Source organism: Streptomyces sp. NPDC090127 (genome assembly GCF_044746945.1).
Lineage (GTDB): Bacteria > Actinomycetota > Actinomycetes > Streptomycetales > Streptomycetaceae > Streptomyces.
The window spans coordinates 649151-675423 of the sequence record NZ_JBIVDE010000004.1; the positions used below are offsets into that span (position 1 = coordinate 649151).

The 26273-nt window shown below is 71.9% G+C and carries 24 protein-coding genes and 1 pseudogene; 11 read left to right on the forward strand and 14 right to left on the reverse strand.

All coding sequences use genetic code 11. From position 1 onward, the window contains the following. Entirely contained in the window at positions 1-1182 is a 1182-nt protein-coding gene (locus tag ACIPPS_RS18530; RefSeq protein WP_401432886.1) for an HpcH/HpaI aldolase/citrate lyase family protein, read from the reverse strand. A gap of 201 nt (positions 1183-1383) precedes the next feature. Between ACIPPS_RS18530 and ACIPPS_RS18535 the strand changes: the two genes are divergently transcribed. Next, the gene (locus tag ACIPPS_RS18535) at positions 1384-2256 is read left to right on the forward strand and encodes a TerD family protein (RefSeq protein ID WP_401432889.1); all 873 of its coding nucleotides are present in this window, start codon (positions 1384-1386) and stop codon (positions 2254-2256) included. A 16-nt stretch (positions 2257-2272) separates the two neighbouring features. Here ACIPPS_RS18535 and ACIPPS_RS18540 read toward each other — a convergent pair whose 3' ends face one another. From ACIPPS_RS18540 to ACIPPS_RS18565, 6 genes are all read right to left on the reverse strand, one after another. Then, positions 2273-3013 (reverse strand): Tellurium resistance, encoded by a 741-nt coding sequence (locus ACIPPS_RS18540; protein ID WP_401432892.1) that lies wholly within the window; start codon positions 3011-3013, stop codon positions 2273-2275. A 95-nt stretch (positions 3014-3108) separates the two neighbouring features. Continuing rightward, positions 3109-4254, reverse strand: a complete 1146-nt coding sequence (locus tag ACIPPS_RS18545; RefSeq protein WP_401432895.1) for a DUF475 domain-containing protein — start codon at positions 4252-4254, stop codon at positions 3109-3111. 29 nt (positions 4255-4283) lie between these two features. After that, positions 4284-4859 (reverse strand): TerD family protein, encoded by a 576-nt coding sequence (locus tag ACIPPS_RS18550; RefSeq protein ID WP_401432898.1) that lies wholly within the window; start codon positions 4857-4859, stop codon positions 4284-4286. A 111-nt stretch (positions 4860-4970) separates the two neighbouring features. Further along, the gene (locus ACIPPS_RS18555) at positions 4971-5546 is read right to left on the reverse strand and encodes a TerD family protein (RefSeq protein WP_401432901.1); all 576 of its coding nucleotides are present in this window, start codon (positions 5544-5546) and stop codon (positions 4971-4973) included. Positions 5547-5660: 114 nt separating this feature from the next. Beyond that, complete coding sequence (locus ACIPPS_RS18560) at positions 5661-6119, reverse strand: peroxiredoxin (protein WP_401432903.1); 459 nt, start codon at positions 6117-6119, stop codon at positions 5661-5663. A gap of 121 nt (positions 6120-6240) precedes the next feature. Next, positions 6241-6663 (reverse strand): DUF3052 domain-containing protein, encoded by a 423-nt coding sequence (locus ACIPPS_RS18565; protein ID WP_401432906.1) that lies wholly within the window; start codon positions 6661-6663, stop codon positions 6241-6243. Between the two features lie 409 nt (positions 6664-7072). Between ACIPPS_RS18565 and aceE the strand changes: the two genes are divergently transcribed. Continuing rightward, a complete protein-coding gene (gene aceE / locus ACIPPS_RS18570) occupies positions 7073-9805 on the forward strand; it encodes a pyruvate dehydrogenase (acetyl-transferring), homodimeric type (protein ID WP_401432908.1) in 2733 nt (910 codons plus the stop codon). Positions 9806-9892: 87 nt separating this feature from the next. Next, a pseudogene (locus tag ACIPPS_RS18575) lies at positions 9893-10630 on the forward strand (potassium channel family protein); the annotation flags it as partial. Positions 10631-10865: 235 nt separating this feature from the next. On the opposite strand, the gene ACIPPS_RS18580 reads toward ACIPPS_RS18575, so the two are convergent. After that, positions 10866-11252, reverse strand: coding sequence for a peptidase inhibitor family I36 protein (locus ACIPPS_RS18580; RefSeq protein WP_401432911.1), 387 nt, complete (start codon positions 11250-11252; stop codon positions 10866-10868). A gap of 176 nt (positions 11253-11428) precedes the next feature. Then, positions 11429-13051 carry an MFS transporter gene (locus ACIPPS_RS18585; RefSeq protein ID WP_401432914.1) on the reverse strand — a complete coding sequence of 541 codons (1623 nt, stop codon included), beginning with the start codon at positions 13049-13051 and terminating at the stop codon, positions 11429-11431. A gap of 126 nt (positions 13052-13177) precedes the next feature. On the opposite strand from ACIPPS_RS18585, the gene ACIPPS_RS18590 reads away from it, so the two are divergent. The 7 genes from ACIPPS_RS18590 to ACIPPS_RS18620 all read left to right on the forward strand — a co-directional run bounded on the left by ACIPPS_RS18590 (position 13178) and on the right by ACIPPS_RS18620 (position 20970). Next, entirely contained in the window at positions 13178-13807 is a 630-nt protein-coding gene (locus tag ACIPPS_RS18590) for a TetR family transcriptional regulator (protein WP_401432917.1), read from the forward strand. Positions 13808-14156: 349 nt separating this feature from the next. Continuing rightward, the gene (locus ACIPPS_RS18595; protein ID WP_401432920.1) at positions 14157-15398 is read left to right on the forward strand and encodes an alpha/beta hydrolase; all 1242 of its coding nucleotides are present in this window, start codon (positions 14157-14159) and stop codon (positions 15396-15398) included. Between the two features lie 168 nt (positions 15399-15566). Then, positions 15567-16430 carry a DUF4429 domain-containing protein gene (locus ACIPPS_RS18600; RefSeq protein WP_401432923.1) on the forward strand — a complete coding sequence of 288 codons (864 nt, stop codon included), beginning with the start codon at positions 15567-15569 and terminating at the stop codon, positions 16428-16430. A gap of 215 nt (positions 16431-16645) precedes the next feature. After that, complete coding sequence (locus ACIPPS_RS18605; RefSeq protein WP_401432925.1) at positions 16646-17932, forward strand: sensor histidine kinase; 1287 nt, start codon at positions 16646-16648, stop codon at positions 17930-17932. Next, positions 17929-18618, forward strand: a complete 690-nt coding sequence (locus ACIPPS_RS18610) for a response regulator (RefSeq protein ID WP_401432928.1) — start codon at positions 17929-17931, stop codon at positions 18616-18618. The genes ACIPPS_RS18605 and ACIPPS_RS18610 overlap by 4 nt, the downstream gene beginning before the upstream one ends. A 163-nt stretch (positions 18619-18781) precedes the next feature. Next, a complete protein-coding gene (locus tag ACIPPS_RS18615; RefSeq protein WP_401432931.1) occupies positions 18782-19762 on the forward strand; it encodes an alpha/beta hydrolase in 981 nt (326 codons plus the stop codon). After that, positions 19759-20970 (forward strand): acyltransferase, encoded by a 1212-nt coding sequence (locus tag ACIPPS_RS18620; RefSeq protein WP_401432934.1) that lies wholly within the window; start codon positions 19759-19761, stop codon positions 20968-20970. The genes ACIPPS_RS18615 and ACIPPS_RS18620 overlap by 4 nt, the downstream gene beginning before the upstream one ends. Before the next feature lie 63 nt (positions 20971-21033). Here ACIPPS_RS18620 and ACIPPS_RS18625 read toward each other — a convergent pair whose 3' ends face one another. Then, positions 21034-22047: an aldo/keto reductase gene (locus tag ACIPPS_RS18625; protein WP_401432936.1), complete on the reverse strand. Its 1014-nt coding sequence runs from the start codon at positions 22045-22047 to the stop codon at positions 21034-21036. Then, positions 22044-22439, reverse strand: coding sequence for a MerR family transcriptional regulator (locus tag ACIPPS_RS18630; protein WP_401432939.1), 396 nt, complete (start codon positions 22437-22439; stop codon positions 22044-22046). Before ACIPPS_RS18630 ends, ACIPPS_RS18625 begins: the two co-directional genes overlap by 4 nt. A 52-nt stretch (positions 22440-22491) precedes the next feature. Here ACIPPS_RS18630 and ACIPPS_RS18635 point away from each other — a divergent pair, with 52 nt between their 5' ends. Further along, positions 22492-23319 (forward strand): serine hydrolase domain-containing protein, encoded by an 828-nt coding sequence (locus tag ACIPPS_RS18635; RefSeq protein WP_401432941.1) that lies wholly within the window; start codon positions 22492-22494, stop codon positions 23317-23319. Positions 23320-23356: 37 nt separating this feature from the next. Here the strand turns inward: ACIPPS_RS18635 and ACIPPS_RS18640 are convergent, their stop codons facing one another. Genes ACIPPS_RS18640 through ACIPPS_RS18650 form a run of 3 tightly spaced genes read right to left on the reverse strand, consistent with a single transcriptional unit; the run spans position 23357 to position 26159 of the window. Next, entirely contained in the window at positions 23357-23998 is a 642-nt protein-coding gene (locus tag ACIPPS_RS18640) for a hypothetical protein (protein WP_401432944.1), read from the reverse strand. After that, complete coding sequence (locus ACIPPS_RS18645; protein ID WP_401432947.1) at positions 23995-25479, reverse strand: ATP-binding protein; 1485 nt, start codon at positions 25477-25479, stop codon at positions 23995-23997. Before ACIPPS_RS18645 ends, ACIPPS_RS18640 begins: the two co-directional genes overlap by 4 nt. Continuing rightward, entirely contained in the window at positions 25476-26159 is a 684-nt protein-coding gene (locus ACIPPS_RS18650) for a response regulator (RefSeq protein ID WP_401433165.1), read from the reverse strand. Before ACIPPS_RS18650 ends, ACIPPS_RS18645 begins: the two co-directional genes overlap by 4 nt. Positions 26160-26273 lie beyond the last annotated feature (114 nt).

The following is a 26273-nucleotide window of genomic DNA, read 5'->3' on the forward strand; positions in this document are numbered from 1 at the left end:
TCAGCCGGCCAGGCCGGCGGTGAGCAGATCGACGAAGCCGACGTCCTCCTTGGCGACGCCGAAGACCTCGGCGCGCATGAGGGTCCGTTCGGCCCACGCGCGATGCGGCTTCACCTCGTTCATCTTGTTCGTGTACGCCGAGCGCATCACTCCGCCTCCGCCGCGCTCGGGTCGCAGGATGTCCTGCGCGTCGCTGTACTCCTCGTGGCTGACCACGGAGAGCGCGTGCACCGGCACCACATGGGTGGGGTGGATGCAGGTCTTGCCGAGCAGGCCGTTGGCCCGGTCGAGTTCGATCTCGCGCAGCAGCCCGTCGAGGTCGTGTTCGATGAGCGCGGTCCGCAGGTCCTCGGCGCTGCCCTCCAGGAAGGGGCTGCGGCGCAGCTGGGGCTTGAACATCCGCTCGCCGAGCCGGAAGTACTCCCAGACGGGTCCGGTGATGGTGAAGCCGGTGCCGTCGGAGCGGCCGAGGACGTTGACGACGTCGGCGATGACGTGGGCGACGAGCTGGACGTCGTACGCCGTCATGTCGGGCGAGCGGCGCAGTCCGTAGGCGGAGCAGAAGTCGGTGACGCCGAGGCGCAGGGCGAGGACCCGGTCGCGGTACTTGTCGACGGTCGTGGCGATGCCGGCGAGGGTCTCGGCGCGGGTCTCCAGGTGGAGCAGCTCGGGCGACTCCAGGACGGGCATGGCGAAGAGCCGTCGGCCGCTCGAACGCTCGGCGGTGGTGAGGGCTTCGAGGAAGGCCCGGCCGCGGGTCTCGGTGAACTTGGGCAGTACGAATCCGGACAGCAGACGGACGGTGTCTCCGAGGCGGGTGACCAGATCGGTGATCTGGTGGGGCTCACGGACACGGATGAAGAGCAGGGGCACGTCGGCGTCCGCGCCGTGGGCCGCGGCGCTCCGGGCGAGCTCGGCGAACTGGTGGACGAGGTTGGCCTCGGCCGCCTCCACGTCGGCGTCGGCGATGGAGTCCTCCAGGCACAGCACCATGGAGACGACCCCGCGTGCGGTCTGTTTACGCACGTCGTCGGCGAGTCGCGGGCGGGTGGCCGGGCTGTAGAGGGTGGCTCCCAGGGCGACCGCGAGCGTGCCCGCGGGCGAGTCGGCCGTGAACTCGGCGGGCTGCCGGTGGAACAGTCCGGCGCGTGCGGCGGCCGGGATGTGCCCGAAATGACGCATGTGACTCCCCCGACTGCCTCTGTGGGCCCTGATGGCGTGTGGCCGGTAATAGTACGTAGGTACGGGTGTCCTTAGTTCCCCTCGTGTATGAAATCCAGGTAACTCGTCCGCATCCGTCGCATGCCGTGTGCTTCGCCTGCTCGTGCGACGCGCGGATCGGTACGCCCCCCGCGTTGTCCCACGGTCGGCGGGGAAGGCAGGATGACGGTCATGACGCACGCGATGCTGAAGGGCTCCAACGTCCCTCTCGACACCGCGGCCGTACGGGCCGTGCTCCGCTGGACCCCGGGCCCCGGGGTCCCCGACGTGGACGCCTCGGCGCTGCTGCTCGGCGCCGACGGGCGCGTGCGCTCCGACGAGGACTTCGTCTTCTACAACCAGCCGCGCCATCCCTCGGGGCTGGTGCGCCGGCTGCCCAAGAAGCGGGTGGCCGAGGGTCTGACCGACACCGTGGAGGCCGATCTCGGCGCCCTCGACCCGTCGGCCGACCGGGTGGTGATCGCGGCCTCCTCGGACGGCGACACCTTCCGTCGCGTCTCCGACCTGCGGATCCTCCTCTACGACGCGAACGCGGCGGACCGCGAGCCGCTGGCCCTGTTCGACGTGAAGGCGGAGACGGGCGAGGAGACGGCGATCATCTGCGGCGAGCTGTACCGCCGCGGGGACGGCTGGAAGTTCCGCGCGGTCGGGCAGGGCTACCCGACCGGGCTCGTCGGCCTGGCCACCGACTTCGGGATCTCCGTCGACGAGGGCACCGAGGAGGCGGGTACGGCGCCGGGCGCCGGCTCCGGCCCGGCGCGGGCGCAGGACGGGGCCGCGGGCGTCGACCTCGACGCGACGGTCGTCCACCCGCCCGTGGGCGCCTCCGACACCGGCCGCGTACCGCCCGTCCCGGTGTCCGTGCCGCCGCAGCCGACCGCTCCCCCGGCGCCCGCGCCCGGCTACGGCTACCCGCAGCCGGTCACCGGCGACCGGCCCGGCTACGGCTATCCGCAGCCCGCGGCCGCCGCCGCGCACGCGCCCGACCCGAACTTCCGGCTGCCGCCGATGGGCCCCCAGTTCGTCCGCCCGTAAGCCGGAGCGCACCGGCTCAGGCCTTGGTCTTGTAGCCGCGCCCCCACTGCAGGCCCCATCCGTACAGCCGGTCCAGCTCCGCCTGGAAGCCGTACACGAACTTCACCTCGCGGCGGACGACCAGCTCGTCCTTGACCTTCTCGACGGTGAACACGGCGCACGAGCGGGCCTGCGGGGCCCGCTCGTCGAGTTCGATCTCGATCCGCGGCCCGTTGCTGGGGTAGAGCGTCACCTTGGCGTGGGTGCGGTCGAAGGCCGGGGTCTGGTCGTAGATGTAGACGAAGAAGAGCAGTCGCTTGATCTCGTCGCGGTGGTCGAGGTTGACGAAGATCGTCTCGCCCGACGAGCCGCCGAACCGGTCGTCGCCGCTGAGGTTGACGTACGGCGCGGCGTTCAGCGAGCCGAAGAAGTTGCCGAGGGGCTGAACGACGCCCTTGCTGCCGTCGGCCAGCTCGTAGAGGCAGCCGAGGTCCAGGTCGACGTTGACCATGCTCTGGGTGTGCGCCTGGACGACCTCGGGCTTGAAGAGCTTCGAGGGGTGGCGCAGCAGCTGGCCGCTCTGCCGGGACCGGCCCTCTATGTCGGAGGTGCGCATCCGCCAGGAGAGGTTGACGCGCAGATTGCCGGTGGCCGCGCCCTGCTGGGTGAGGGAGACCGTCGGGCGTCGCTTCGTGAGGTCGATGGAGTTGCTCGCGGCGCTGCCCGAATCGAACTGCGCCCACGCCCTTCCCGGAAACAGGCCGTCCCAGAAGCCCATGTGCCCCACCCCCCACTCGAAACCTGGCCGTACGCCACGGGGCGGCCGGGTGCACCGGCCGCCCCGCAGTGAAGCGTTCCTCAATGCCGGGGGTGTCACACCCCGGACGACACCTCGGTCTTGCCCGAGGAGTCAGCTTCTCCCTCGGCCGCCGCGAGGGCCTTGTTGCGGCGGACGGAGGACCAGAAGGACCAGGCGATCAGGATGACACCGATGGACCCGGTGATGAGCTCGCTGATCTGGTACCGGATGGTGACCATGAGGATCACCGCGAGCGCGCCGATGGCGTAGTGCGCGCCGTGCTCCAGGTAGACGTAGTCGTCGAGGGTGCCCTGGCGGACCAGGTAGACCGTGAGCGAACGGACGTACATCGCGCCGACGCCGAGGCCGAGCGCCATCAGGACGATGTCGTTGGTGATGGCGAAGGCGCCGATGACACCGTCGAAGGAGAACGACGCGTCGAGGACCTCGAGGTACAGGAACATGAAGAAGGCGGCCTTGCCGGCGAGCTGCACGGCCGAGACCTGCTTGCCGGACCGCTTGGCCGCTTCCTCGGCCTCGTGCTCGCGCTCTTCCTCCTCCTCCAGCTTGTTCTCGAAGAAGCCGGAGAGACCGCCGACGACGAGGTACGTGATGAGGCCGAAGACACCGGAGAGCAGGACGGTCGAGGCCTTGTCGACGTGCGTACCGCCGTGCTGGTGGGCCTGGGTCGCGAAGGTCATGGCGCTGATCGCCAGGACGATGAGGGCGACGCAGACCGACAGCATGTCGACCTTGCCGAGCTTGGCGAGCGGGCGCTCCAGCCAGCCGAGCCACTTGATGTCACGGTCCTCGAAGATGAAGTCGAGGAAGATCATGAGCAGGAACATCCCGCCGAAGGCCGCGATCGACGGGTGTGCGTCGGTCACGAGCTGCTCGTAGCGCTCGGCGTCGTTGAGCGCGAGATCGACGGCCTCGATGGGGCCGATCTTGGCGCTGATCGCGACGATCACGACGGGGAAGACCAGCCGCATGCCGAAGACGGCGATCAGAATGCCGATCGTGAGGAAGATCTTCTGCCAGAAGGCACTCATCTTCTTCAGGATTCCGGCGTTGACCACCGCGTTGTCGAAGGAGAGCGAGATCTCGAGGATGCACAGGATCGCGACGACCCCGAGCGCTTCCCACCCCCCGAAGAGCACCGCTGCGACCAGTCCGAGCGCCGTGACGGCGAACGACCAGCCGAAGGTTTTCAGTACCACTGTCTACCTCATCGTGTAATTACGCGGCTTTACGAAACGTTGACCCCGAAGTCTAGAGCGATGCCCCGAAGCCCGGACGCGTACCCCTGTCCCACCGCCCTGAACTTCCATTCACCGCCGTACCGGTAGAGCTCGCCGAAGATCATCGCCGTCTCGGTGGAGGCGTCTTCGGACAGGTCGTAGCGGGCCAGCTCCTGGCCGTCCGCGCGGTTCACGACGCGGATGAAGGCATTGCTGACCTGGCCGAAGGTCTGGCCGCGGTTGTCGGCGTCGTGGATCGACACCGGGAAGACGATCTTGTCGCAGTGGGCCGGGACCTTGACCAGGTCCACGATCAGCGACTCGTCGTCGCCGTCACCCTCGCCGGTGAGGTTGTCGCCGGTGTGTTCGACGGAGCCCTCGGGGCTCGTGAGGTTGTTGTAGAAGACGAAGAACTCGTCCCCGAGCACCCGGCCCGACTGGCACAGCAGGGCGCTGGCGTCGAGGTCGAAGGGGGCTCCGGTGGTGGAGCGCGCGTCCCAGCCGAGGCCCACCAGCACCTGGGTGAGGTTGGGTGCGGCCTTGGAGAGGGAGACATTGCCTCCCTTGGCGAGCGTGACGCCCATGTGTGTGTCCTCCCCGGTGAAACTGCGGTGTTCCCGCTGATGGTCCTGCTGATGAGGCACGTCCGGCGCCGCACGGAACGTGCGACGCCGGACGTATCGGTGCTGCGCGACTCAGACGTTGACGCCGAAGTCCGCGGCGATGCCGCGCAGGCCCGAGGCGTAGCCCTGGCCGACCGCGCGGAACTTCCACTCGTCGCCGTTGCGGTACAGCTCGCCGAAGACCATGGCGGTCTCGGTCGAGGCGTCCTCGGAGAGGTCGTACCGGGCGATCTCGGCGCCGCCGGCCTGGTTCACGACGCGGATGAACGCGTTGCGGACCTGGCCGAAGGACTGCTGGCGGTTCTCGGCGTCGTAGATCGACACCGGGAAGACGATCTTCGAGACGTCGGCGGGCACCGTGGCCAGGCTGACCTTGACCTGCTCGTCGTCACCCTCGCCCTCGCCGGTGAGGTTGTCACCGGTGTGCTCGACCGAGCCGTCGGCGCTCTTCAGGTTGTTGAAGAACACGAAGTCCTGGTCGTTACGGACCTTGCCCTCCGCGCTGACCAGAATGGCGCTGGCGTCGAGGTCGAAGTCCGTACCGGTGGTGGTGCGGACGTCCCAGCCCAGACCGACGGTGACGGCGGTCAGGCCAGGGGCCTCCTTGGTCAGCGAGACGTTGCCGCCCTTGCTGAGGCTGACTCCCACGAGTCCCTCCATGTGGTTTCCAGGGGCAGCGCCCCCGTCGTGCGTTGGCATTCGGATCAACGACTGGATCCTAGTGACGGGTTCCCGGCCTGGACAGACGATTCGCCCCGATCCTCAGAGAGTGTCGAGCGCCTTGAGGTAGTCGTCGGGGTCGCGGGCGTCCGAAAGGGCGTTGACGACGCGCCAGCGGACCACGCCCTCCTTGTCGATGACGAAGGTGCCGCGCACGGCACAGCCCTTGTCCTCGTCGAAGACGCCGTAGGCGCGGGCGGCCTCGCCGTGCGGCCAGAAGTCGGAGAGCAGCGGGTACTCCAGGCTCTCCTGCTCGCCGAAGACGCGCAGGGTGTGGATCGAGTCGGTGGAGACGGCGAGGAGCTGGGTGTCGTCGTTGACGAACCGCGGCGCGTTGTCGCGCAGCTCGCCGAGCTCCCCGGTGCAGACACCGGTGAAGGCGAAGGGGTAGAAGAGCAGGACGACGTTCTTCGCCCCTCGGAAGTCCGCGAGGCGCACGGTGCGGCCGTGGTTGTCCTTGAGTGCGAACTCCGGGGCCTTCGTGCCGACCTCGATCGCCATGGCGTGCGCTCCCTTCACCGGACCGGACAGCTGAAGGCCCAGCTTAGGACCCCCTTCGGGGGCGAGAACGCGCAGAGCCCCCGCCGGCTCGCGCCGACGGAGGCTCCTGCTGCTCGGGTGCTCAGCGCTTGGGTGCGACCAGACGGCTACCCGCCCAGTCCTTTGCCACGCTGATGCTCTTGGTCTGGGAGAAGCCGGCGGTCTGGGCCGCGTCGTTGATGTCGCTCGGCTCGACGTAACCGTCTCGGCCCGTCTTCGGCGTCAGCAGCCATACGTCCCCGCCGTCCTCCAGCAGGCCGATGGCATCGACCAGGGCGTCCGTCAGGTCTCCGTCTTCGTCACGGAACCAGATGACGACCGCGTCGGCGACGTCGTCGTACTCCTCATCGACGAGGTCCGACCCGATGATGGACTCGATGCCTTCGCGGAGATCGAAGTCGACGTCTTCGTCGTAACCGATCTCCTGGACCACCTGTCCGGGCTCGAACCCCAGCCTCGCTGCCGGGTTGGTCCGCTCCTCCGCGTGGTCCGCGGTCGCGCTCACGGCTTGCCTCCTGATCATGTATCGGAAAATGCTTCGGCCACGCGCGTACGCGCGGCGCTGGCCGTAGTCCACACGGGCTGGGCGGATCGCGCAAGTACCCGGCCGCCGAGACCGCCGAAACGGTGACGTTTGGGGCCGTCTCGCCGCATCTCCCGGGTCGGTTCCACTCCGCTCCGTGACACATGGCACACGCTTCGTCCCGCTTTGCGAGCTTCCAGGCTTTCAGTCTGCCGAACGTGCAGCCGAAACGCATGCGCGGGTTGGGCGTAAGGTTGCGATTTGACCCGACCAGGCGCCCGACGGGGGTTACCCCTCGGTAGAGATGACGTTTGACACTGACGGGGTACACGATGGACATCCCGGCCGGTGTCCGGCCTCCGTGGGCTCCACCGAACAGCGAAGGAACAGCGTGGCTTCCGGATCCGATCGCAACCCGATCATCATTGGCGGCCTTCCCAGCCAGGTCCCGGATTTCGATCCCGAAGAGACCCAGGAATGGCTCGACTCCCTCGACGCGGCCGTGGACGAGAGAGGCCGTGAGCGGGCCCGCTATCTGATGCTCCGCCTCATCGAACGCGCCCGCGAGAAGCGCGTCGCCGTGCCCGAGATGCGCAGCACGGACTACGTCAACACCATCGCGACCAGGGACGAGCCCTTCTTCCCGGGCAACGAGGAGATCGAGCGCAAGGTCCTCAACGCGACCCGCTGGAACGCGGCCGTGATGGTCTCGCGCGCCCAGCGCCCGGGCATCGGGGTCGGCGGCCACATCGCCACCTTCGCCTCCTCCGCCTCGCTCTACGACGTCGGCTTCAACCACTTCTTCCGGGGCAAGGACGAGGGCGACGGCGGCGACCAGATCTTCTTCCAGGGCCACGCCTCGCCCGGCATCTACGCCCGCGCCTACCTGCTCGACCGGCTGAGCGAGACGCAGCTCGACGCGTTCCGCCAGGAGAAGTCGAAGTTCCCCGACGGCCTGTCCTCGTACCCGCACCCGCGGCTGATGCCGGACTTCTGGGAGTTCCCCACCGTCTCCATGGGCCTCGGCCCGCTCGGTGCGATCTACCAGGCGCGGATGAACCGCTACATGGAGGCGCGCGGCATCGCCGACACCTCCAAGTCGCACGTCTGGGCGTTCCTCGGCGACGGCGAGATGGACGAGCCGGAGTCGCTCGGCCAGCTCTCCATCGCCGCCCGTGAGGGCCTGGACAACCTGACCTTCGTCGTCAACTGCAACCTGCAGCGCCTCGACGGCCCGGTGCGCGGCAACGGCAAGATCATCCAGGAGCTGGAGTCGCAGTTCCGCGGCGCCGGCTGGAACGTGATCAAGCTCATCTGGGACCGATCCTGGGACCCGCTGCTCGCCCAGGACCGCGACGGCATCCTGGTCAACAAGCTGAACACCACGCCCGACGGCCAGTTCCAGACGTACGCCACGGAGACCGGCGCGTACATCCGCGACCACTTCTTCGGCGAGGACCAGCGGCTGCGCTCGATGGTCGAGTCCATGTCGGACCACCAGATCCTGCACCTGGGCCGTGGCGGCCACGACCACAAGAAGATCTTCGCGGCCTTCGCGGCGGCCAAGGCGCACAAGGGCCAGCCGACCGTCGTTCTCGCGCAGACGGTCAAGGGCTGGACGCTCGGCCCGAACTTCGAGGGCCGCAACGCGACCCACCAGATGAAGAAGCTGACGACCGACGACCTCAAGCGCTTCCGCGACCGGCTGCACATCCCGATCACGGACGCGCAGCTGGAGAACGGTCTGCCGCCGTACTACCACCCGGGCCGGGACTCCGAGGAGATCCAGTACATGCACGACCGCCGCAAGGCGCTCGGCGGGTACGTCCCGACGCGTGTGGTGCGGTCGAAGCCGCTGGCGCTGCCCGAGGACAAGACCTACGACGCGGTGAAGAAGGGCTCCGGCCAGCAGTCGATCGCCACCACGATGGCGTTCGTCCGGCTGCTCAAGGACCTCATGCGGGACAAGGAGATCGGCAAGCGGTTCGTGCTGATCGCCCCTGACGAGTACCGCACGTTCGGCATGGACTCGTTCTTCCCGAGCGCCAAGATCTACAACCCGCTGGGCCAGCAGTACGAGGCCGTGGACCGCGAGCTGCTCCTCGCGTACAAGGAGTCCCCGACCGGGCAGATGCTGCACGACGGCATCTCCGAGGCCGGCTGCACGGCCTCGCTGATCGCGGCCGGTTCGGCGTACGCCACGCACGGCGAGCCGCTCATCCCGGTCTACGTCTTCTACTCGATGTTCGGCTTCCAGCGGACCGGCGACCAGTTCTGGCAGATGGCCGACCAGCTCGCGCGCGGCTTCGTGCTGGGCGCCACCGCCGGCCGCACGACGCTGACCGGTGAGGGTCTCCAGCACGCGGACGGCCACTCGCACCTGCTGGCCTCGACCAACCCGGGCTGTGTCGCCTACGACCCGGCCTTCGGCTTCGAGATCGCGCACATCGTCCAGGACGGCCTGAAGAGGATGTACGGCCCCGACGCCGAGGACGTCTTCTACTACCTGACCGTCTACAACGAGCCGATCCAGCACCCGGCCGAGCCCGAGAACGTGGACGCCGAGGGCATCCTCAAGGGCATCTACCGCTACCGGGCGGGCGAGGCCGGAGCGATCCCCGCGCAGATCATGGCCTCCGGTGTCGCCGTGCCGTGGGCGGTGGAGGCGCAGCGGATCCTCGCCGAGGAGTGGAACGTCCGCGCGGACGTCTGGTCGGCCACGTCCTGGAACGAGCTGCGCCGTGAGGCCGTGGACGTCGACCGGCACAACCTGCTCCACCCGGAGGAGGAGCAGCGCGTGCCGTACGTGACGCGCAAGCTGTCCTCCGCCCAGGGTCCGTTCGTGGCCGTCTCCGACTGGATGCGGTCGGTCCCGGACCAGATCTCCCGCTGGGTGCCGGGCACCTACACCTCGCTCGGCGCGGACGGCTTCGGCTTCGCGGACACCCGGGGCGCGGCCCGCCGCTTCTTCCACATCGACGCCCAGTCGATCGTGCTCGCGGTCCTCACCGAGCTGGCCCGCGAGGGCAAGGTCGACCGGTCGGCCCTGAAGCAGGCCATCGACCGCTACCAGCTGCTCGACGTCGCGGCCGCCGACCCCGGCGCCGCGGGCGGCGACGCGTGACGGCGACGCCCGGCGCGTGACGACCTCGTCGTGGGGTGCGGGTGCGGGGGGGATGACGCGCCCCCGCACCCCCCTACGATTCCCGGCATGAAGGAAGCCTGGGAGAAGCGCACCCAGACGCCACTGCTGATCCTGGCAGTGGCGTTCGGCGTCGCCTACGCCGTACCGATCGTGGCGCCGGATGCCTCCGCCTGGATCCACGAGCTGTGTCTGGCCGTGGAGTGGGTGGTGTGGGGTGCGTTCGCTCTCGACTACGCCGTACGGCTGGCGGTGACTCCGCGGAAGTGGCACTTCGTGCGCCATCACCCGCTGGACCTGCTGGCCGTGCTGCTGCCCATGGTGCAGCCGCTGCGGCTGCTGCGTTTGGTCTCGACGCTCCTCCTCGTGGGTCGGCGGGCCCGGATGGCCCCGCAGATCACGCTCACCACCTATGTGGCGGGCGCGGTGGTCGGGCTGATGATGTTCGGCTCGCTGGCCGTCCTCCAGGTGGAGCGGTCCGCCCCGGACGGCAACATCAGGACGCTCGGCGACGCGGTCTGGTGGTCGTTCACCACGATGACGACCGTCGGGTACGGCGATCACGCCCCCACCACGGGACTCGGCCGCGTCCTCGCGGTGGGGCTGATGCTCTCGGGGATCGCCCTGCTGGGTGTGGTGACCGCCAACATCGCGGCCTGGTTCATCTCCCGCTTCGAGCGGGACGACGCCGTCGAGCGGCGCCACACCGAGCTCTTGGAGGCGCTGACCACGGAGGTCCGCGAGCTGCGCGCCGAGGTGTCCCGGCTCTCCGCGCCCGCTCCCGTGCCCGCTCCCGTGCCGCCGCAGGGCGAGTCCCGCGGGATCCCGCAGACACCCGCCGTCTCGGAGGCACCTGCCACCCCTGAGACGCCCGACGCCCCGCAGTCGCCCGCCGTCCCAGAGACGGCCGCCGCCCCGCAGTCGCCCGCCGTCCCAGAGACGGCCGCCGCCCCGCAGTCGCCCGCCGTCCCAGAGACGGCCGCCGCCCCTGAGACATCCACCGCCCCGCCGTTCCCCAAAGCCCGGGAGTTCCCCGAGGTCCCTAGCGCTCCCAGATCTTGAAGGCTCTGACCTGGTACGGCGTCTGGGGCACCCACGTCCCGCGCCCCGGGTAGGTCTCGAACTCCCCCGTCTCCGCGCACTCCACGGACTGGTACGTCGTGACCGGCCGCCCCGTCCGGTTCGCGAGGGCCTGAGCGCTCGCGCCCGGGGGCAGGGCCACGCAGCTCTCGAGGTCGGTGCCGGCCAGCTCGTGCGTCCACGCCGAGCCCCGGAAGTCGGCCTTGGGCCACAGGCACAGCTGCCCGGGCCCACAGGCGCCGAGCCTGGTCCCGGGTGCGGCGGCCGCGGCACCGGCGGGCACCGGGAGCGCTGTCGCCGGCAGGGCCGTGAGCAGCGTGGCCGCCAGTGCGGCCAGGAGTACGGACATCGGTCGTGTGTGCTTCGTCGTCATTTCCATGACCCCCGTTTCGTCACTCTCTGTAATCAGAACTCTGGCGGAGATAACCCCCTGTTGGGAAGAGGCCAAGGGTCGATTCACCCGGACAGGTGAAAGCCCCGCCGGGCGGGCCCGGCGGGGCTTCCTTCCGTACAAGAAACGCGAGGTCAGATGTGGGCCGCGCCCGCACCCGCCTCCGCGTTCTCGCCGCGCTTGGTCAGCACGGCGACCAGGGCCGCGACGACGGCGACGACACCGGCGACGGTGAACGCGAGGCCCATGCCGTCGAGGAACGTCCGGTGGATGACGCCACCGATCGTCTCGGCCAGGTCCGGGGTCATGTTGGGCGCCTGCGCCAGTCCCGGCGGGACCATGCCGAACTCGGCGGCCTCCTCCAGGCCCGGGGCGGGCTCGCCCGGGATACCGGCCGCCGTCCAGTTCTCGCCGAGCGCGCTGGAGACCTTGGAGGACATGACCGCGCCGAGCACCGCCGTACCGAGCGCGCCGCCGACCTGCATGGCGGCCTGCTGCAGACCGCCGGCCACGCCGGAGAGCTCCAGCGGGGCGTTGCCGACGATGACCTCGGTGGCGCCGACCATCACCGGGGCGAGGCCCAGGCCGAGCAGCGCGAACCAGAGCGCCATGGTGAACGTGCCGGTGTCCGCGGAGAGCGACATCATGCCGAACATCGCGGCGGCCGTGCAGACCATGCCGCCCACCAGCGGGATGCGCGGGCCGAAGCGGGTGATCAGCGCGCCGGCCAGCGGCGAGGAGACGATCATCATCGCGGTCAGCGGCAGCAGGTGCAGACCGCTGTCGATCGGGCTGAGGCCCTTGACGCCCTGGAGGTAGAAGGTCACGAAGAAGAGGCCACCCATGAAGGCGAAGGCCATCAGGACCATCAGCACCACGCCCGCCGTCAGCGGGACGGAGCGGAACATGGCCAGCGGGATCAGCGGCTCCTTGACCTTCGTCTGCCAGAGGGCGAAGACGACGAAGAGCAGGACCGCGGCGGCCAGGCAGCCCACGGTGTTGCCACTGGCCCAGCCCCACTTGGCACCGGCGTTGATCAGGCCCCAGACGAGGGAGCCCATGGCGCCGGAGAGCAGCACGATGCCGAGGATGTCGAAGGAGCGCGGGGCGTTCTCGGCGCGGTGGTCCTTGAGGATCACCAGGCCGAGCACGAGGGCGAGCACGCCGACCGGCACGTTGATGAAGAAGACGGACTGCCAGCTGACGTGCTCGACGAGGAAGCCGCCGAGGATCGGGCCGCCGGCCGTCGAGGCGCCGATGACCATGCCCCAGATGCCGATGGCCATGTTCAGCTTCTCGGCGGGGAAGGTGGCGCGCAGCAGGCCGAGCGCGGCCGGCATCAGCAGGGCGCCGAAGAGGCCCTGGAGGACACGGAAGGCGATCACGAGGCCGATCGAGTCCGAGAGGCCTATCGCCCCGGAGGCGGCGGCGAAGCCCGCGATGCCGATGAGGAAGGTCTGGCGGTGGCCGAACCGGTCACCGAGCTTGCCGGCCGTGATCAGGGCGACGGCGAGCGCGAGCAGGTAGCCGTTGGTGATCCACTGGAGCTGGTCGAGCGAGGCTCCGAGGTCGGCCTGGATGGCGGGGTTGGCGATCGCGACGATCGTGCCGTCGAGCGCGACCATCATCACGCCGGCGGCGACGGCGAACAAGGTCAGCCAGGGGTGGCCGCGCAGGCCCTTCGACGGAGCGGACGCGGGGCTCCGGTCACCCCCTTGACCCTGCGGGGCCTTTTCCACGGTGGTCTGACTAGTCATGCGAATGAGGCTAATGTCAGTCACTGACAATTGACAAAGCAATTCATGCGACAGTAACTGTCACTTAGCTCACAGGTAGGCTGAGCGGCACGAAGCGTCGGAAAGTGGCGAAAAGAGGGCCATCCGGTGACGATTTCCGGTCTGCGGGAGCGGAAGAAGCAGCGCACGCGGAACGCGCTGCTCCGCGTGGCCCTGGAGCTGTTCACGACCCAGGGGTACGAGCAGACCACCGTCGACGAGATCGCCGACGCGGTCGAGGTCTCCCAGCGCACCTTCTTCCGCTACTTCGCCTCCAAGGAGGAAGTCGCGTTCGCCGTCCAGCAGACGGTCGAGGAGCGCTTCGTCCGGGCGCTGGCGGAGCGGCCCGCGGAGGAGGCCCCGCTCGACGCGCTGCGCAACGCGGTGCTCTCCGCCTGGGACAGCATCGGCGAGGCGATCATGGAGGTCGTGCCGGTCGAGCTGTACCTGCGGACCTTCCAGATGATCGAGTCCACTCCGGCGCTGCTCGCCGTGCACCTGCGCCGCTCCATGGAGATGGAGGAGGCGATCGCCCGCCTCGTCGCCGCGCGCGAGGACGTCGACCTGGACGAGGACCCGCGGCCGCGGATCGTGGTGGCGGCGTTCAGCGGCGTCATGCGGGTGACGGGCCAGCTGTGGGGCCGGGGCACGGACCTGAGCGTGGAGGGCATCCGCGCCCTGACCGAGGACTATCTGGACCACCTGGGCCCGGCGCTGGCCCGGGACTGGCGGAACTGACGCCTCCGCGCGGCCTTCCTCGTACCCGAGATCCCGCCACGCCCGCCGTCCGGCGCACCCTCCTGGTACCCGAGACCCTGTCCCACCCGCCCCGGCGCGCCGCTCCTTCGTATACGAACGGGCCGGTCGCCGTCCCGTACGCCGTACGCGGACAGGGACGAACGGGCCGGTCGCCGTCCCGTACGCCGTACGCGGACCGGGACGAACGGGCCGGTCGCCGTCCCGTACGCCGTACGCGGACCGGCCCGTGCGCCTTCCCGTACGGAGCGTCACCACACCCGCTCTCCCCGCGTGATCCCCCTCACTAGGTCACCCGACCCCCCGCGCCCGTCTCCTAGGGTGTCCCGCAGTGACTTCCTTCGACTCCTCCCCCACGCTCTCCCTCTGGCGGCTGCTGCTCGCGCTGGCCGTGGTGTTCATCCTCCTGGCGACCACCGGATGGACCACGCTCAGTCATCAGCGCGGGCCAGGGGAGTCCCGCCAGGCCGCGCTCGTCTCCTGGGCGCACGGCAGGATCGGCCACCGGACGCTGCCCGACCCGGCCGCACCCGCTCGTACGATCGCCGCCTTCTTCTCCTCGATCGGCCCCTCGCAGGGCGCCTTCCTCGCCGACGCGCACCCGCTCGTCGTCGGCAATCTCGACGGCGCTCCCGTCACGCTCCGCTACCGCGCCAACCGGGTGTCCCTCGCCCGGGCCCTGGACGCGGAGCAGGACAGGGTCGACCACGCCCGGCTGACCACCGACGGGCGACGCGAGGCCGTGCGGCGGGCGCACCGGTTCGCCTCCCTCATGGAGCCCGGGCGGCAGATCCTCGCCTTCGACCCGACGGGCGGCGGCCGCATGGCCGAGGTGTTGGGCGATCTGGACCGGGCGCGCCAGGTCTCGGTGATCGTGCCGGGCGTCGACACCAATCTGCTCACCTTCCAGAAGACGGCCCGCCGGTACTCGGCCCCGGTCGGGATGGCGCAGTCGCTGTACGCCGCCGAGCGCCGGGCCGCGCCGGGGAGCCGTACGGCCGTCATCGCCTGGGCCGACTACACGTCGCCCGTCGGCGTCGGCATCGACGCCGCGATGGGGCGGCTCGCCTCGGCCGGCGCGGTACGGCTCGTCGCCCTGGCGGACGCGCTGCCGGGAGACTCGCGCGTCAGCCTGTTCTGCCACAGTTACGGCTCCGTGCTCTGCGGGGTCGCCGCCGCCGACCTGCCCTCCCGGGTGACGGACGTCGTCGTGGCCGGGAGCCCCGGGATGCGGGTGGAGCGTGCGGCCGAGCTGTCGACCCGGGCCCGGGTGTGGGCGATGCGGGACGCGGACGACTGGATCGCGGACGTGCCGCACCTCGCGCTCGGCGGGGTCGGGCACGGCGCGGACCCGGTGGAGCCGGAGTTCGGGGCGCGGCTGCTCTCGGCGGCGGGCGCGAACGGCCACACCGGCTACTTCGAGCCGGGCACGGAGAGCCTGGACAACTTCGCGGCCATCGGAGTCGGTTCGTACCGCAGCCTGACCTGCGCGAGCACCGACAGCGCCTGCCGCGGGGGGATCTCGGGCGGGACCGGGACCGGGAGCGAGACCGAGCTCGCGTACGAGGGCTGACGCGGAGCCACGCGCTCCGGGGCGGACCGACGCGCGCCGGGGCGGTCTGACGCGGTCCAGGGCGGTGGGGCCCGGACGGCCCGTGGCGGTCGGACGCGCGTAGAGCGGCATATGTCGACCCCCGGTTCAGGGGCGACGCGCGGGCGCACGCCGCTTACGATGTGGCACATGGGTGATGTGCTGGCCGGAATTCATGCCACCTGGGAGTTCGAGAGCGACGCCGTCGTCATCCGCTTCGAACGGGGGAACCGCACACCGAAACTCTTCCAGGCGCTCGGCGAACGGCGTGTCCCGCACGAGGCGTTGGCGTCGGTGACGCTCACGCCCGGCAAGCGCGGCACGGTCGTGCTGCACGCCGTGCCGCGCCGGGGCGCCGATCCGCTGATGGAGGCGGCCGCGGGACAGCTGCACGAGGGGAGCGACCCGTACCGGCTGGTGCTGCCGGCGGAACGGGAGACGCTGGCCGAGTACTACCGCGACGAGCTGCGCGAGCGGCTGGCGGGCGGCCCCGGGGACGAGCCCGCCTGCGGTTTCCTGGTCGCGGCGCGGCAGGGGCCGCAGTCCTTCAAGGCGTACGACGGGACCGCGAGCTTCGACGGCGCGTCGGAGGTGGCGTTCCGCTGGTTCTGGACGGGCGCGTCCTCGGAGAAGTGGAAGGCCGGCGACCAGACGTTCTCGGTACGGGAGCTCGGCGGGGTCGAGTGGCGCTCGCCGGACGTCTTCGACGGGTACCTGCGCCTGCTGCCCCGCTCCGGCGAACCCCGGGCCGCCCAGGCGGACCACGACCCGGCGGCCGTCGTCTTCGGCCTCGGCTACGGCCCGGTCCACAAGTCGTTGCCGTTCGCCGCGTCGGTCCTGGCGGCGATCCGGAGCGCGGGGCGGACGCCGGTCCCGGTGGACGCGGTGCCGGAGGTGCGCGACCCGGCGGGGATCGCCGACCGGATCCGGCACCTGGGAGAGCTGCACCGGGCGGGGCTGGTGACGGACGACGAGTTCACGGCGAAGAAGACGGAGTTGCTGGCGGAGCTGTGAGGGCTGTGGTCGCGGGCGGCCCTCGTACCCCGGCGGCACGGCCGCGGTCGCGGGCGCCCCTCAAGCCCCGGTAGCACGGCCGCACTCGCGGGCGCCCCTCAAGCCCCGACATCACGGCCGTGATCGCAGGCGCCCCTCATACCCCGGTAGCACCCCCCGGTCGACCCCTCGGTATGACGTTCGGCGGCGGGCGGCCTGCCTAACCTGGGCGGGCCATGAAGAAGACACTCATCTCCCCCGGCCTCGCGGCGCGACTCGCACCCGCGCGCGGGGCGCTGCGGGCCCTCGGGGTCGCCCTCGCGACCCCCACCGAGCCGGGCGCCCCCCTCTTCGCCGATGTGCGCAACCGGTGGCTGAGGCTGCTCCCGTACGTCGTCGCCCTGGCCTTCGTCTGTTCGCTCCTGCCCGTCACCGTCACCGTCCTCGTCCAGGACTACGGCGTGAACGGTGCCCTCGCCGGAGCGCTCGCCACCGCGCAGGCCGCGCCGCTGCTGCTCGCGGTCACCCGCCCCCTCCAGGCCTGGTGGATCATCGGCGTCGCCGACGTCCTCGGCGCGATCGTGCTGCTCGGCAACGGCGGTCCCGACGGCCGCTCCTGGCCGTGGACGCCCATGGTGGTCGTCGGCTACCTCGCCCTGATGCTCGCCCTCGCGCTCCGCGAGTCCCGCAAGGCGCTGCTCGGGGTGTGGCTGGTGACCGGAGCCGCCGGGTTCCTGCTCGTGGCGTTGGCGCCGGAGCACGACGACCGGGTCCATGTCCTCCTCTTCGTCCTGGTCGGGGTCGTGCTGCTCCTGACGGCCACGCTGCGCGAGCGCGGTGTCGCCGAGCGCCGTACGCGGGAGGAACGGGCCCGCACCACGCTCCTGGAGGAACGGGCCCGGATCGCCCGCGAGTTGCACGACGTCGTCGCCCACCACATGTCCGTGATCACCGTGCAGGCGGACTCGGCGCCGTACCGGATCCCGGATCTTCCGGAGGCGGCGCGCGAGGAGTTCACCTCGATCGCCGCGAGCGCGCGGGAGTCGCTCACCGAGATGCGCCGGCTGCTCGTGGTGCTGCGCAGCGAGGGCGCGGAGGGCGAACGGGCGCCGCAGCCGGGCCTCGACCGGGTGCAGCAGCTGATCGAGGCGTCGGTACGGGCGGGGGTGCCGGCGCGGTTGTCGATGGCCGCCGAGCTCGGGGACGTACCGCAGGCGGTGGATCTGTCGGCGTACCGGATCGTGCAGGAGGCGCTCGCGAACATCGTCCGGCACGCGCCGGGCGCGGAGACCCGGGTGTCGGTGCGGTCCGAGGAGGGCGCGCTGCTCGTGGTGGTCGTCAACGGGGCCGCGCCACGCCCCACCTCTCCGCTGGAGGGCGGGGACGGTACGGGGCACGGGCTGGTCGGCATGCGGGAACGCGTACGGTTGACCGGCGGCACGCTGGACACCGGGCCGTTGCCGGACGGCGGCTTCCGGGTCGCGGCCAGGCTCCCGCTGCGCACGAAGGACGGACTGCCGTGACCCCCATCCGCGTGATCATCGTCGACGACCAGGCCATGGTGCGGGCGGGGTTCGCCGCGCTGCTGTCGGCGCAGGCCGACATCGACGTGGTCGGCGAGGCGCCGGACGGCCGGCAGGGCGTGGAGGTGGCCCGGTCGACGCACCCGGACGTGGTCCTGATGGACGTACGGATGCCGGAGATGGACGGGCTCGCGGCGGCGCGGGAGATCCTGGACCCGCCGGTGGGGGTCGTGCACCGGCCGAAGGTGCTGATGCTGACCACGTTCGACGTGGACGACTACGTCTACGAGGCGTTGCGCGCGGGCGCGTCGGGGTTCCTGCTGAAGGACGCGCCGCCGGCGGACCTGATCGCGGCGGTACGGGTGGTGGCGGCCGGCGAGGCGTTGCTCGCGCCGTCGGTGACGCGGCGGCTGATCGCCGACTTCGCGGCGACGCGGCCGGCGCCGCGCGCGGACCGCGCGGCGCTACGGCTGAACGGGCTGACGCCGCGTGAGACCGAGGTACTGGAGCTGATCGCGCGGGGTCTGTCGAACCAGGAGATCGCGGAGCGGCTGGTGCTGGCGGAGCAGACCGTGAAGACGCACATCGGGCGGGTGCTCGCCAAGCTGGACCTGCGGGACCGGGCGCAGGCCGTGATCTTCGCGTACGAGTCGGGTCTCGTCGTCCCGGGCGACCCGAGCCGCTGAGCCGGCGGGGGAAAACCCCACCCGCGAAGGGGGGTTCGCGCCTCCTCCCTCCCCTACCCCGGTATCACCCGCGACTTGGCCCTCCGGTGTGACGTGCCGTCATGCGTGCCCTTCCTACCTTCCTCTCGCCGACGACGAGAGACACGAAGAGGGAGGGCGTCGCATGCGTCGCTACACGAGGACCCTGGTCGCCGCCGCGCTGACCACGACCGTGGTGGCCGGAACCGCCGGGTGGGCGTCCGGGAACGCGCAGCAGGCCGTGACCGGGGCGCCCGTCGGGGCGGAGGCCTGGCGGGCGGACGGGCTGCCCGATCCCGAGACCACCACTCCGGCCGGAATCGCCGCGTTCTTCGCGGGGTTGAGCCCCGCCCGGCAGCGTGAGCTCGTGCGCACGCACCCCTCCGTCGTCGGCAACCTCGACGGCGTGCCGCTCCCGCTGCGGTACGAGGCCAACGCCCGCACCCTCGGCGGGCGGTTCGCCGGCCGGCAGGTCCTCGCCTCCGACCCGCGCGGCCGGGGCCAGGTCGCCCTCGTCCACGGCGACCTCGCCACCGCCGAGCAGGTGGCCGTCGTCGTCCCCGGGTCCGACATCGACGCCGGGAACATCCGGCCCCTCACCGACATGGCCGAGTCCCTGCGCCGCGCCACCCACGGCCGTACCGCCGTCATCGCCTGGGCCGGCTACACCACCCCCGTCGGCGTCGGCGTGGACGCCGCCACCGGGGACCTCGCCGAGGCCGGGGCCGAGAGGCTGACCCGGCTGGTCGACGGGCTCGCGGCCGTCGGGGCGCCCGAACCGTCCGTGTTCTGCCACAGCTACGGCTCCGTCGTCTGCGGTCTCGCCGCGCACCGACTGAAGGCCAAGGACCTCGTCGTCCTCGGCTCCCCCGGCATGCGCGCAGCGAACGTCGGCGCGCTGGGCACCTCGGCCCGTGTCTGGGCCGCCAAGGACCCGTCCGACTGGATCGACCGGATCCCGAACGTCGAGTTCGCCGGACTCGGGCACGGCGCGGACCCCACCGACCCCGCGTTCGGCGCCCGCCGCGTTCCCGCCGCCGACGCCCGTGGTCACGACGGCTACTTCGCGCCCGGCACCGACTCCCTCCGCACCTTCGCCGCCATCGCCCAGGGGGACGTCCGATGAGCACGACGACGATGCGCGGGCTGGCCGCCCGCGTCGAGGCCCGTACCCCCGCCCACCGCGACCGCGCCGTCGACGGCCTGCGTGCCCTCGCCCTGCTCGCCGTGCCCACCGGGCACTGGCTGCTCGGCGGCTTCACCCTCTCCGCCGACGGCGCGATCCACAACGCCAGCCCGCTCGCCGCGTTCGCCGGCCTCGCGCCCGTCAGCTGGATCCTGCAGATGCTCGGGATCTTCTTCCTCGTCGGGGGGTACGCCTCGGCGCTCTCCTTCCGACGGCACGAAGGCTCCACCCGCGCCTGGCTCACCGGGCGGCTCGCCCGGCTCGGCCGGCCCGTCCTCGGAGTCACCGCCGTCTGGGCGGCCCTCCTCCCCCTCCTCCACCACGGGTTCGGGGTGCCGGGCGACACCCTGCGGACCGCGTCCACGCTGGTGATCCAGCCGCTCTGGTTCGTCGGGGTGTACGCCGTCGTCACCGCCCTGACCCCGCTCTGTCTGCGCGCCGCCCGCCGGACCGGTGTCTGGGCCGCCGCCCCGCTGCTCGGCTCCGTCGCCGTCGTCGACCTCCTGCGCTACGGGCCGTACGCGGACGCCGTGCCGTCCTGGCTCAGCGTCCTGAACATCCTGCCCGGCTGGCTCTTCGCCTACCAGCTCGGCGTCTCCTGGGGCGAGGGGCGGGTCACCCGGCGCCACGCGTGGGGGCTGCTGCTCGGCGGCGCCGCGCTCTTCGCCGCGCTGCTGCTCGTCTTCGGCTACCCGGCGTCGATGGTCGGCGTGCCGGGCGAGGTCCGCACCAACTCGCACCCGCCGTCGCTGCTCGTCCTCGCTCTGGCCGCCGCGCAGGGCGGGGCCGCGATCCTGCTCCGCGACCGGCTCGGCACGCTGCTGAGGAGGCCCGCGCTGTGGGCGCCGGTCGTGGTCGTCAACCTGTCGGCCATGACCGTCCTGTGCTGGCACCAGACGGCGATGCTCGCCGCCGCGATCCCCGCCGCGTACGCGGGTGAGGTCCCGGGCCTGGTCGGGGCGCCGGACTCGGTCGGCTGGATCCTCGCCCGCCTCGCGTGGATGCCGCTCTTCGCGGGGCTGCTGGTCCTGATCGGGCGGTACGCGCGCCGCTTCGAGTCCCCCTGGACGAAGACCGGTCCCGGCCGGCGCACCGCGGCCGGCCTCCTCGCCGCGGGGTTCGCGGTCTTCGCCCTGGGGCTCGCGTGAGCACGGACCCCGGGGCCCTGCGTGAGCGCCAAACTCAGGGGTCGCGCTCACGCGAGGAGGTGCCTACTCGCGCGCCGCCGACGTGGAGCTCATGTCCGGGTAGCGGTCGCCCGCGACCTGCGCCGCGATCGGCTCCAGCACGGCCAGCTCCTCGGCGGTGAGCCGGAGGCTGGTCGCCGCCGCGTTCTCCAGCAGGCGGGCGCGCTTGCGGGTGCCCGGGATCGGGACGACCGTCAGGCCGTGGACGTCCGCGCGCTGCTGGACCCAGGCCAGGGCGACCTGCGCCGCCGTCGCCCCGTGGTCGGCCGCGATCGTGTGGACCGGTGCCAGCAGAGCCGCGTTCCGTGTCGCGTTGTCGCCCGTGAAGCGGGGCTGGTACGCCCGGAAGTCGCCGCCCGACAGGTCCTTCGAGGCGTCCGCGAACGCGCCGGTCAGGAAGCCCCGGCCGAGCGGCGAGTACGGCACGAACGTCACCCCGAGCTCCGCCGCCGCGCCGACCGCGCTGCGCTCGACGTCGCGCGAGAAGAGCGACCACTCCGACTGCAGGGCCGCGATCGGATGCACCGCGTGCGCCTCGCGCAGCTCGGCGCCGGTGACCTCGCTCAGGCCGAGCCGCCGCACCTTGCCCTCCCGTACCAGCTCCGCCATCGTCCCGACCGACTCCTCGAAGGGGATCCGCGGGTCGCGCCGGTGCATGTAGTAGAGGTCGATGGTCTCGACGCCCAGGCGGCGCAGGCTGGCCTCCACGGCGCCCCGGATGTACGCGGCGTCGTTGCGGATGCCCCGGTACTCCGGGGCGTCGGCGCGCCGCTCGATGGCGAACTTGGTGGCGAGGACGACCTCGTCGCGGTGGCGGGCGAGGAACGGCGCCAGGAACTCCTCGTTGGCGCCGCTGCCGTAGATGTCGGCGGTGTCGATCAGGGTGACGCCGGCCTCCAGCGCGGCGTCGAGGGTGTCGCGGGCGGCGGCCTCGTCGGTGTCGCCGTAGAACTCGCTGATGCCCATGGCGCCGAAGCCCTGGACGCCGATCTCGGGTCCGTCCTGGCCGCCGAGTCGTACGGTGTCGATCCTGGTCATGGGGTCGTGCCTCCGCAGGTGGTTCCGTAGTGACCGATCTTGATGTCGAGCACGGCCAGCGCGTCCTGGAGCTCCGTGATCCGGGACAGCACGTCCCGGCGGGTGGCCTCCAAGAGCTCGCGCCGCTCCTCCCGGGTGTGGTCGCCCTCCCGCACGAGTTCCGCGTACCGCACCATCCCGGCGACCGGCATCCCCGTCAGCCTGAGCTTGCCGACGAACGCCAGCCAGTCCAGGTCGCGCCGGGAGAAGCGGCGCTGCCCGGTGTGCGAGCGGTCGACGTGCGGCATCAGCCCGATCCGCTCGTACCAGCGCAGGGTGTGCGCCGACAGCCCGGTCAGGGCGGCGACCTCGCTGATGGTGTAGTGGGCGGCGCTGCTCTCGATCACGCTCATGGCCACCACGCTAGGACCTTGGAGTGCACTCGAAGCAAGTAGGCTCGGCCCCATGTCCCTCCAGAGCCTGGCGTTGATCGAGAACTGGCCCGTCCCCACGGCGGCCGCCGCCGTCGTCCGCGCGGACGGCACCCTGGCCGGGGCGCACGGCCCCACCGGACAGCGGTTCCCGCTCGCCTCGGTCACCAAGCCGCTGGCCGCGTACGCCGTCCTCGTCGCGTACGAGGAGGGGGCGATCGACCTCGACGAGCCCGCCGGGCCCGAGGGCGCGACGGTCCGGCACCTGCTGGCCCACACCTCGGGGCTCGCCTTCGACGAGCAGCGGGTGACGGCCGCGCCCGGCACCCGGCGGATCTACTCCAACACCGGGTTCGAGGCGCTCGGCGACCATGTCGCCAAGGCGACGGACATCGCCTTCGCCGACTACCTCCACCAGGCCGTCCTGGAGCCGCTGGGGATGACGTCCACGACGCTCGACGGCTCGCCCGCCAAGGACGGCGTGTCGACGGTGGACGACCTGGTGCGGTTCGCGGCCGAGGTGCAGGCGCCGCGGCTGCTCGACCCGCGCACGGTGCTGGACGCGATGACGGTGACGTACCCCGGTCTGACCGGCATCCTGCCCGGCTACGGCCACCAGAGGCCGAACGACTGGGGGCTCGGCTTCGAGATCCGCGACGCCAAGTCGCCGCACTGGACGGGGACTTCGTCCTCGCCGCGTACGTTCGGGCACTTCGGGCAGTCGGGCACGTTCCTGTGGATCGACCCGGACGCGCGGGCCGCGTGCGTGGCGCTGACCGACCGGCCCTTCGGGCCGTGGGCGGTCGAGGCGTGGCCGCCGTTCACCGACGCGGTGCTCGCGGAGCTGCGCACCGGGGCCTGAGACCGGAGCGCCGCGGCCTGAGGGCCGGAGGTGGGAGCTACTCCGGTCCGTCCGTCGTCACGGGGCAGGACTGGGCCGGCAGGGAGCCGTCCGGGCCGGTGAGGAGCACCGAGACCAGGCCCGCGGGGTGCTGGGAGAAGACGGTCGTGCAGACGATCTGCCGGACGGCGAGCGGCTGCAGGTCCATGACCGGGCCCGTGTACCGCACCCGGAACACCGGCAGGCCGTCGTCCCGCGCCGGTGCCGCCGCGTCCGCGCTCACGAACAGCTCGTGCACCCGGTGTTCCGGCCCCGGCAGCCGGGTGCGCAGGCCCGCGGCGCGTTCGGCGTCGGTGGGGCCGGCCATCAGGGCGGCGAGCACCTTCAGGGGCTTGCCCGCGTCCGCCCGCGCGCCCCAGGGCTGCTCGTCGTCGGTCAGGGGCGTGCCGTCGGGGCGGGTGGCGGCCGGCACCGGCCGGTTCTCCGGTACGCCGTCCCCCTCCCGTACCACCGGCAGGAGGCGCCCGTCGGCGCTGACGAAGAAGAGGGTCATCCTGAGGGCGGTCGGCGGCTGGACGGGGACGGCCGCCGCGTCGCCGGCCTCGACGACCTCGGTGCCCCGGATGCCGCAGGCCCCGAGGGCGAGGAGCAGGGCGAGCGCGGCCGTGACCCGGCGGTGGGTGCGCGCCTGCCGGCTCACCGGGGGATCCTCACCGTGAAGACGGCCCCGCCGTCGGGGTGGTTGGCGGCCAGGACGGTGCCGCCGTGGAGCCGTACGTTCTCCTGGGTGATCGCGAGCCCCAGGCCGCTGCCGGAGGAGCGGGCGCGCGCCGGGTCGGCCTTGAAGAAGCGGTCGAAGACGTGCGGCAGGACCTCGGACGCGATGCCCGGCCCCCGGTCGGCGACCTCGGTGACCAGCCAGGGGCCGTCGGTGAAGAGCCGTACCGTCACCGGCGGGCGGCCGTGCCGCAGCGCGTTGCCGACCAGGTTGGCGACGACCACGTCGAAGCGGCGCGGGTCGAGCGGGGCGCGGATGCCGGGCGGGAGGTCGGTGACCAGCTGGTCCGGGTCGGTCCAGTGGCGGCTCGCCAGGGTGCGGCGGATCGTTTCGGCGACGTCCACCTCGTCGGTGTGCAGCTCGGCGGCGCGGGCGTCGAAGCGGGAGATCTCCATCAGGTCCTCCACGAGGTCGGCGAGCTTGCCGGTCTCGGCGCTGATGAGCCGGACGGCGGCGGCCGTGTCCCGGTGCAGATGGGCCGCGTCCTCGTCGAGGACCTCGGTGACGGCGAGCATCCCGGCGAGCGGGGTGCGCAGTTCGTGGGAGACGTCGGAGGCGAACCGGCGGGCCCGGGCCTCGGCGCGCTGGAGCTCCGCGACCGAGCGTTGGAGTGCGGCGGCGGACTCGTTGAAGGTCCGGGCGAGGTCGGCGAGTTCGTCGCTGCCCTTGGCGTGGATACGGGTGTCCAGCTCGCCCCGGCCCATGCTGTGCGCGGCGCGCCGCAGGTCCCGCACCGGACGCAGCACGCTCCGGGCGGCGATCAGGGCGGGGATGAGGGCGACGGCGAGGGCCGGCAGGGCGCCGCCGCGCGCGGCGGCCACCATGGCCTCGATGTTCTCCTGCTCGTTGCTCATGTCCACCACGGCGTAGAGGACCAGGCCGGTGGGCCGTCCTTCGGCGCCGGGGCCCGGCTTGAGGAGGGTGGGGACGGCGATCGTGAGGTAGGCGGTGCCGTCCTTGAGGACCCGCTGGAAACCCGCGTGCGTGGTGCCCCGGGCGCGGGCGCGCAGTTCGGCGGTGAGCACGCTGGAGGTGGGGCGGTCGGTGGAGGAGACCCAGATGTCGCCGTACTCGGCGTAGACCCGCCAGGGGTGCGGCTTGCCCTGCTTGGCGATCCGGAAGAGCTCGGCGCGCAGGTCGTCCGGGTCGACCGGCAGCGTGGTGGAGAGCGTCCCCACCTGCTCGCGGAAGGCGGAGACGGCGTTGTCCTGGGCCTGTTCGAGGATCGCGTTGCGGGCGGCCCGGTAGGTGAGGGCGGCGGTGGTGCCGCAGCCGACGGCGGCGACGAGGAGGAAGGCGAGGACGAGTCGGGTGCGCAGGCCGAACGGGCGGAGGCGGTTCCGCAGGAGGCGCGGCCCGCGGGAGCCGGACCGGGCGGCCTCGTCGGGCTTCCGGCGCTTCACAGCGGTCCGAAGCGGTAGCCGAAGCCGCGCAGGGTCTGTATGTAGCGGGGGGTGCCGGGGGCGTCCTCGATCTTGTTGCGGAGGCGGCGGACGCAGGCGTCCACCAGCCGGGCGTCGCTGTGGTAGCTGTGCTCCCAGACGTGTTCGAGGAGTTGCTGGCGGCTGAAGACCTGCTCCGGGTGGGCGGTCAGATGCAGCAGCAGCTTGAGTTCGGAGGGCGCGAGGGCGAGCCGTTCGCCGGACTTGGCGACGGTCAGGCCCGCGCGGTCGATGGCGAGTTCGCCGTGGAACTCGGCGGCGGGGCGGCCGCTCCCCGGCTCCTCGATGCGGCGCAGGACGGCGCGTATGCGGGCCTCGATGACCTCGGTGCGGGCGGGCTTGACGATGTAGTCGTCGGCGCCGGCCTCCAGACCGACGACGATGTCGAAGTCGTCGCCGCGTGCGGTGAGCATGATGATCGGCAGCTGGCTGGTCTCACGGATCCGGTGGCAGACCTGGACGCCGTTCATGCCGGGCAGCATCAGGTCGAGCAGGACGAGGTCGGGCCGGAACTCCGTGAGCAGCGCGAGCCCCGCCTCTCCGGTCGCCGCGGCCCGCACCTCGTGCCCGCGCCGCCGCAGGCCCAGCTCGACCCCTTCGCGGACGGAGGGGTCGTCTTCTATGAGCAGCACGCGAGGCATTCGAGGAGTATCCCAAGGTGAGAGGAGGGAGCGCCGGGTGCCCCCGGGGCTCCGGCCGGCCGGATCGGCCGCGTCGGGCGCGTCGGCCGCGTGGGGCGGGTCGGGCGCGTCGGG

Excerpts from the sequence above, each read along its gene's own strand:
- ACIPPS_RS18585 (WP_401432914.1), bottom strand. The coding sequence starts at position 13,051 with ATGACTAGTCAGACCACCGTGGAAAAGGCCCCGCAGGGTCAAGGGGGT.
- ACIPPS_RS18625 (WP_401432936.1), bottom strand. The coding sequence starts at position 22,047 with ATGACCAGGATCGACACCGTACGACTCGGCGGCCAGGACGGACCCGAG.
- ACIPPS_RS18635 (WP_401432941.1), top strand. The coding sequence starts at position 22,492 with ATGTCCCTCCAGAGCCTGGCGTTGATCGAGAACTGGCCCGTCCCCACG.
- ACIPPS_RS18620 (WP_401432934.1), top strand. The coding sequence starts at position 19,759 with ATGAGCACGACGACGATGCGCGGGCTGGCCGCCCGCGTCGAGGCCCGT.
- ACIPPS_RS18540 (WP_401432892.1), bottom strand. The coding sequence starts at position 3,013 with ATGGGCTTCTGGGACGGCCTGTTTCCGGGAAGGGCGTGGGCGCAGTTC.
- ACIPPS_RS18560 (WP_401432903.1), bottom strand. The coding sequence starts at position 6,119 with ATGGCGATCGAGGTCGGCACGAAGGCCCCGGAGTTCGCACTCAAGGAC.
- ACIPPS_RS18615 (WP_401432931.1), top strand. The coding sequence starts at position 18,782 with ATGCGTCGCTACACGAGGACCCTGGTCGCCGCCGCGCTGACCACGACC.
- ACIPPS_RS18535 (WP_401432889.1), top strand. The coding sequence starts at position 1,384 with ATGACGGTCATGACGCACGCGATGCTGAAGGGCTCCAACGTCCCTCTC.
- ACIPPS_RS18605 (WP_401432925.1), top strand. The coding sequence starts at position 16,646 with ATGAAGAAGACACTCATCTCCCCCGGCCTCGCGGCGCGACTCGCACCC.
- ACIPPS_RS18550 (WP_401432898.1), bottom strand. The coding sequence starts at position 4,859 with ATGGGCGTCACGCTCGCCAAGGGAGGCAATGTCTCCCTCTCCAAGGCC.
- ACIPPS_RS18650 (WP_401433165.1), bottom strand. The coding sequence starts at position 26,159 with ATGCCTCGCGTGCTGCTCATAGAAGACGACCCCTCCGTCCGCGAAGGG.
- ACIPPS_RS18630 (WP_401432939.1), bottom strand. The coding sequence starts at position 22,439 with ATGAGCGTGATCGAGAGCAGCGCCGCCCACTACACCATCAGCGAGGTC.
- ACIPPS_RS18600 (WP_401432923.1), top strand. The coding sequence starts at position 15,567 with ATGGGTGATGTGCTGGCCGGAATTCATGCCACCTGGGAGTTCGAGAGC.
- ACIPPS_RS18580 (WP_401432911.1), bottom strand. The coding sequence starts at position 11,252 with ATGTCCGTACTCCTGGCCGCACTGGCGGCCACGCTGCTCACGGCCCTG.
- ACIPPS_RS18530 (WP_401432886.1), bottom strand. The coding sequence starts at position 1,182 with ATGCGTCATTTCGGGCACATCCCGGCCGCCGCACGCGCCGGACTGTTC.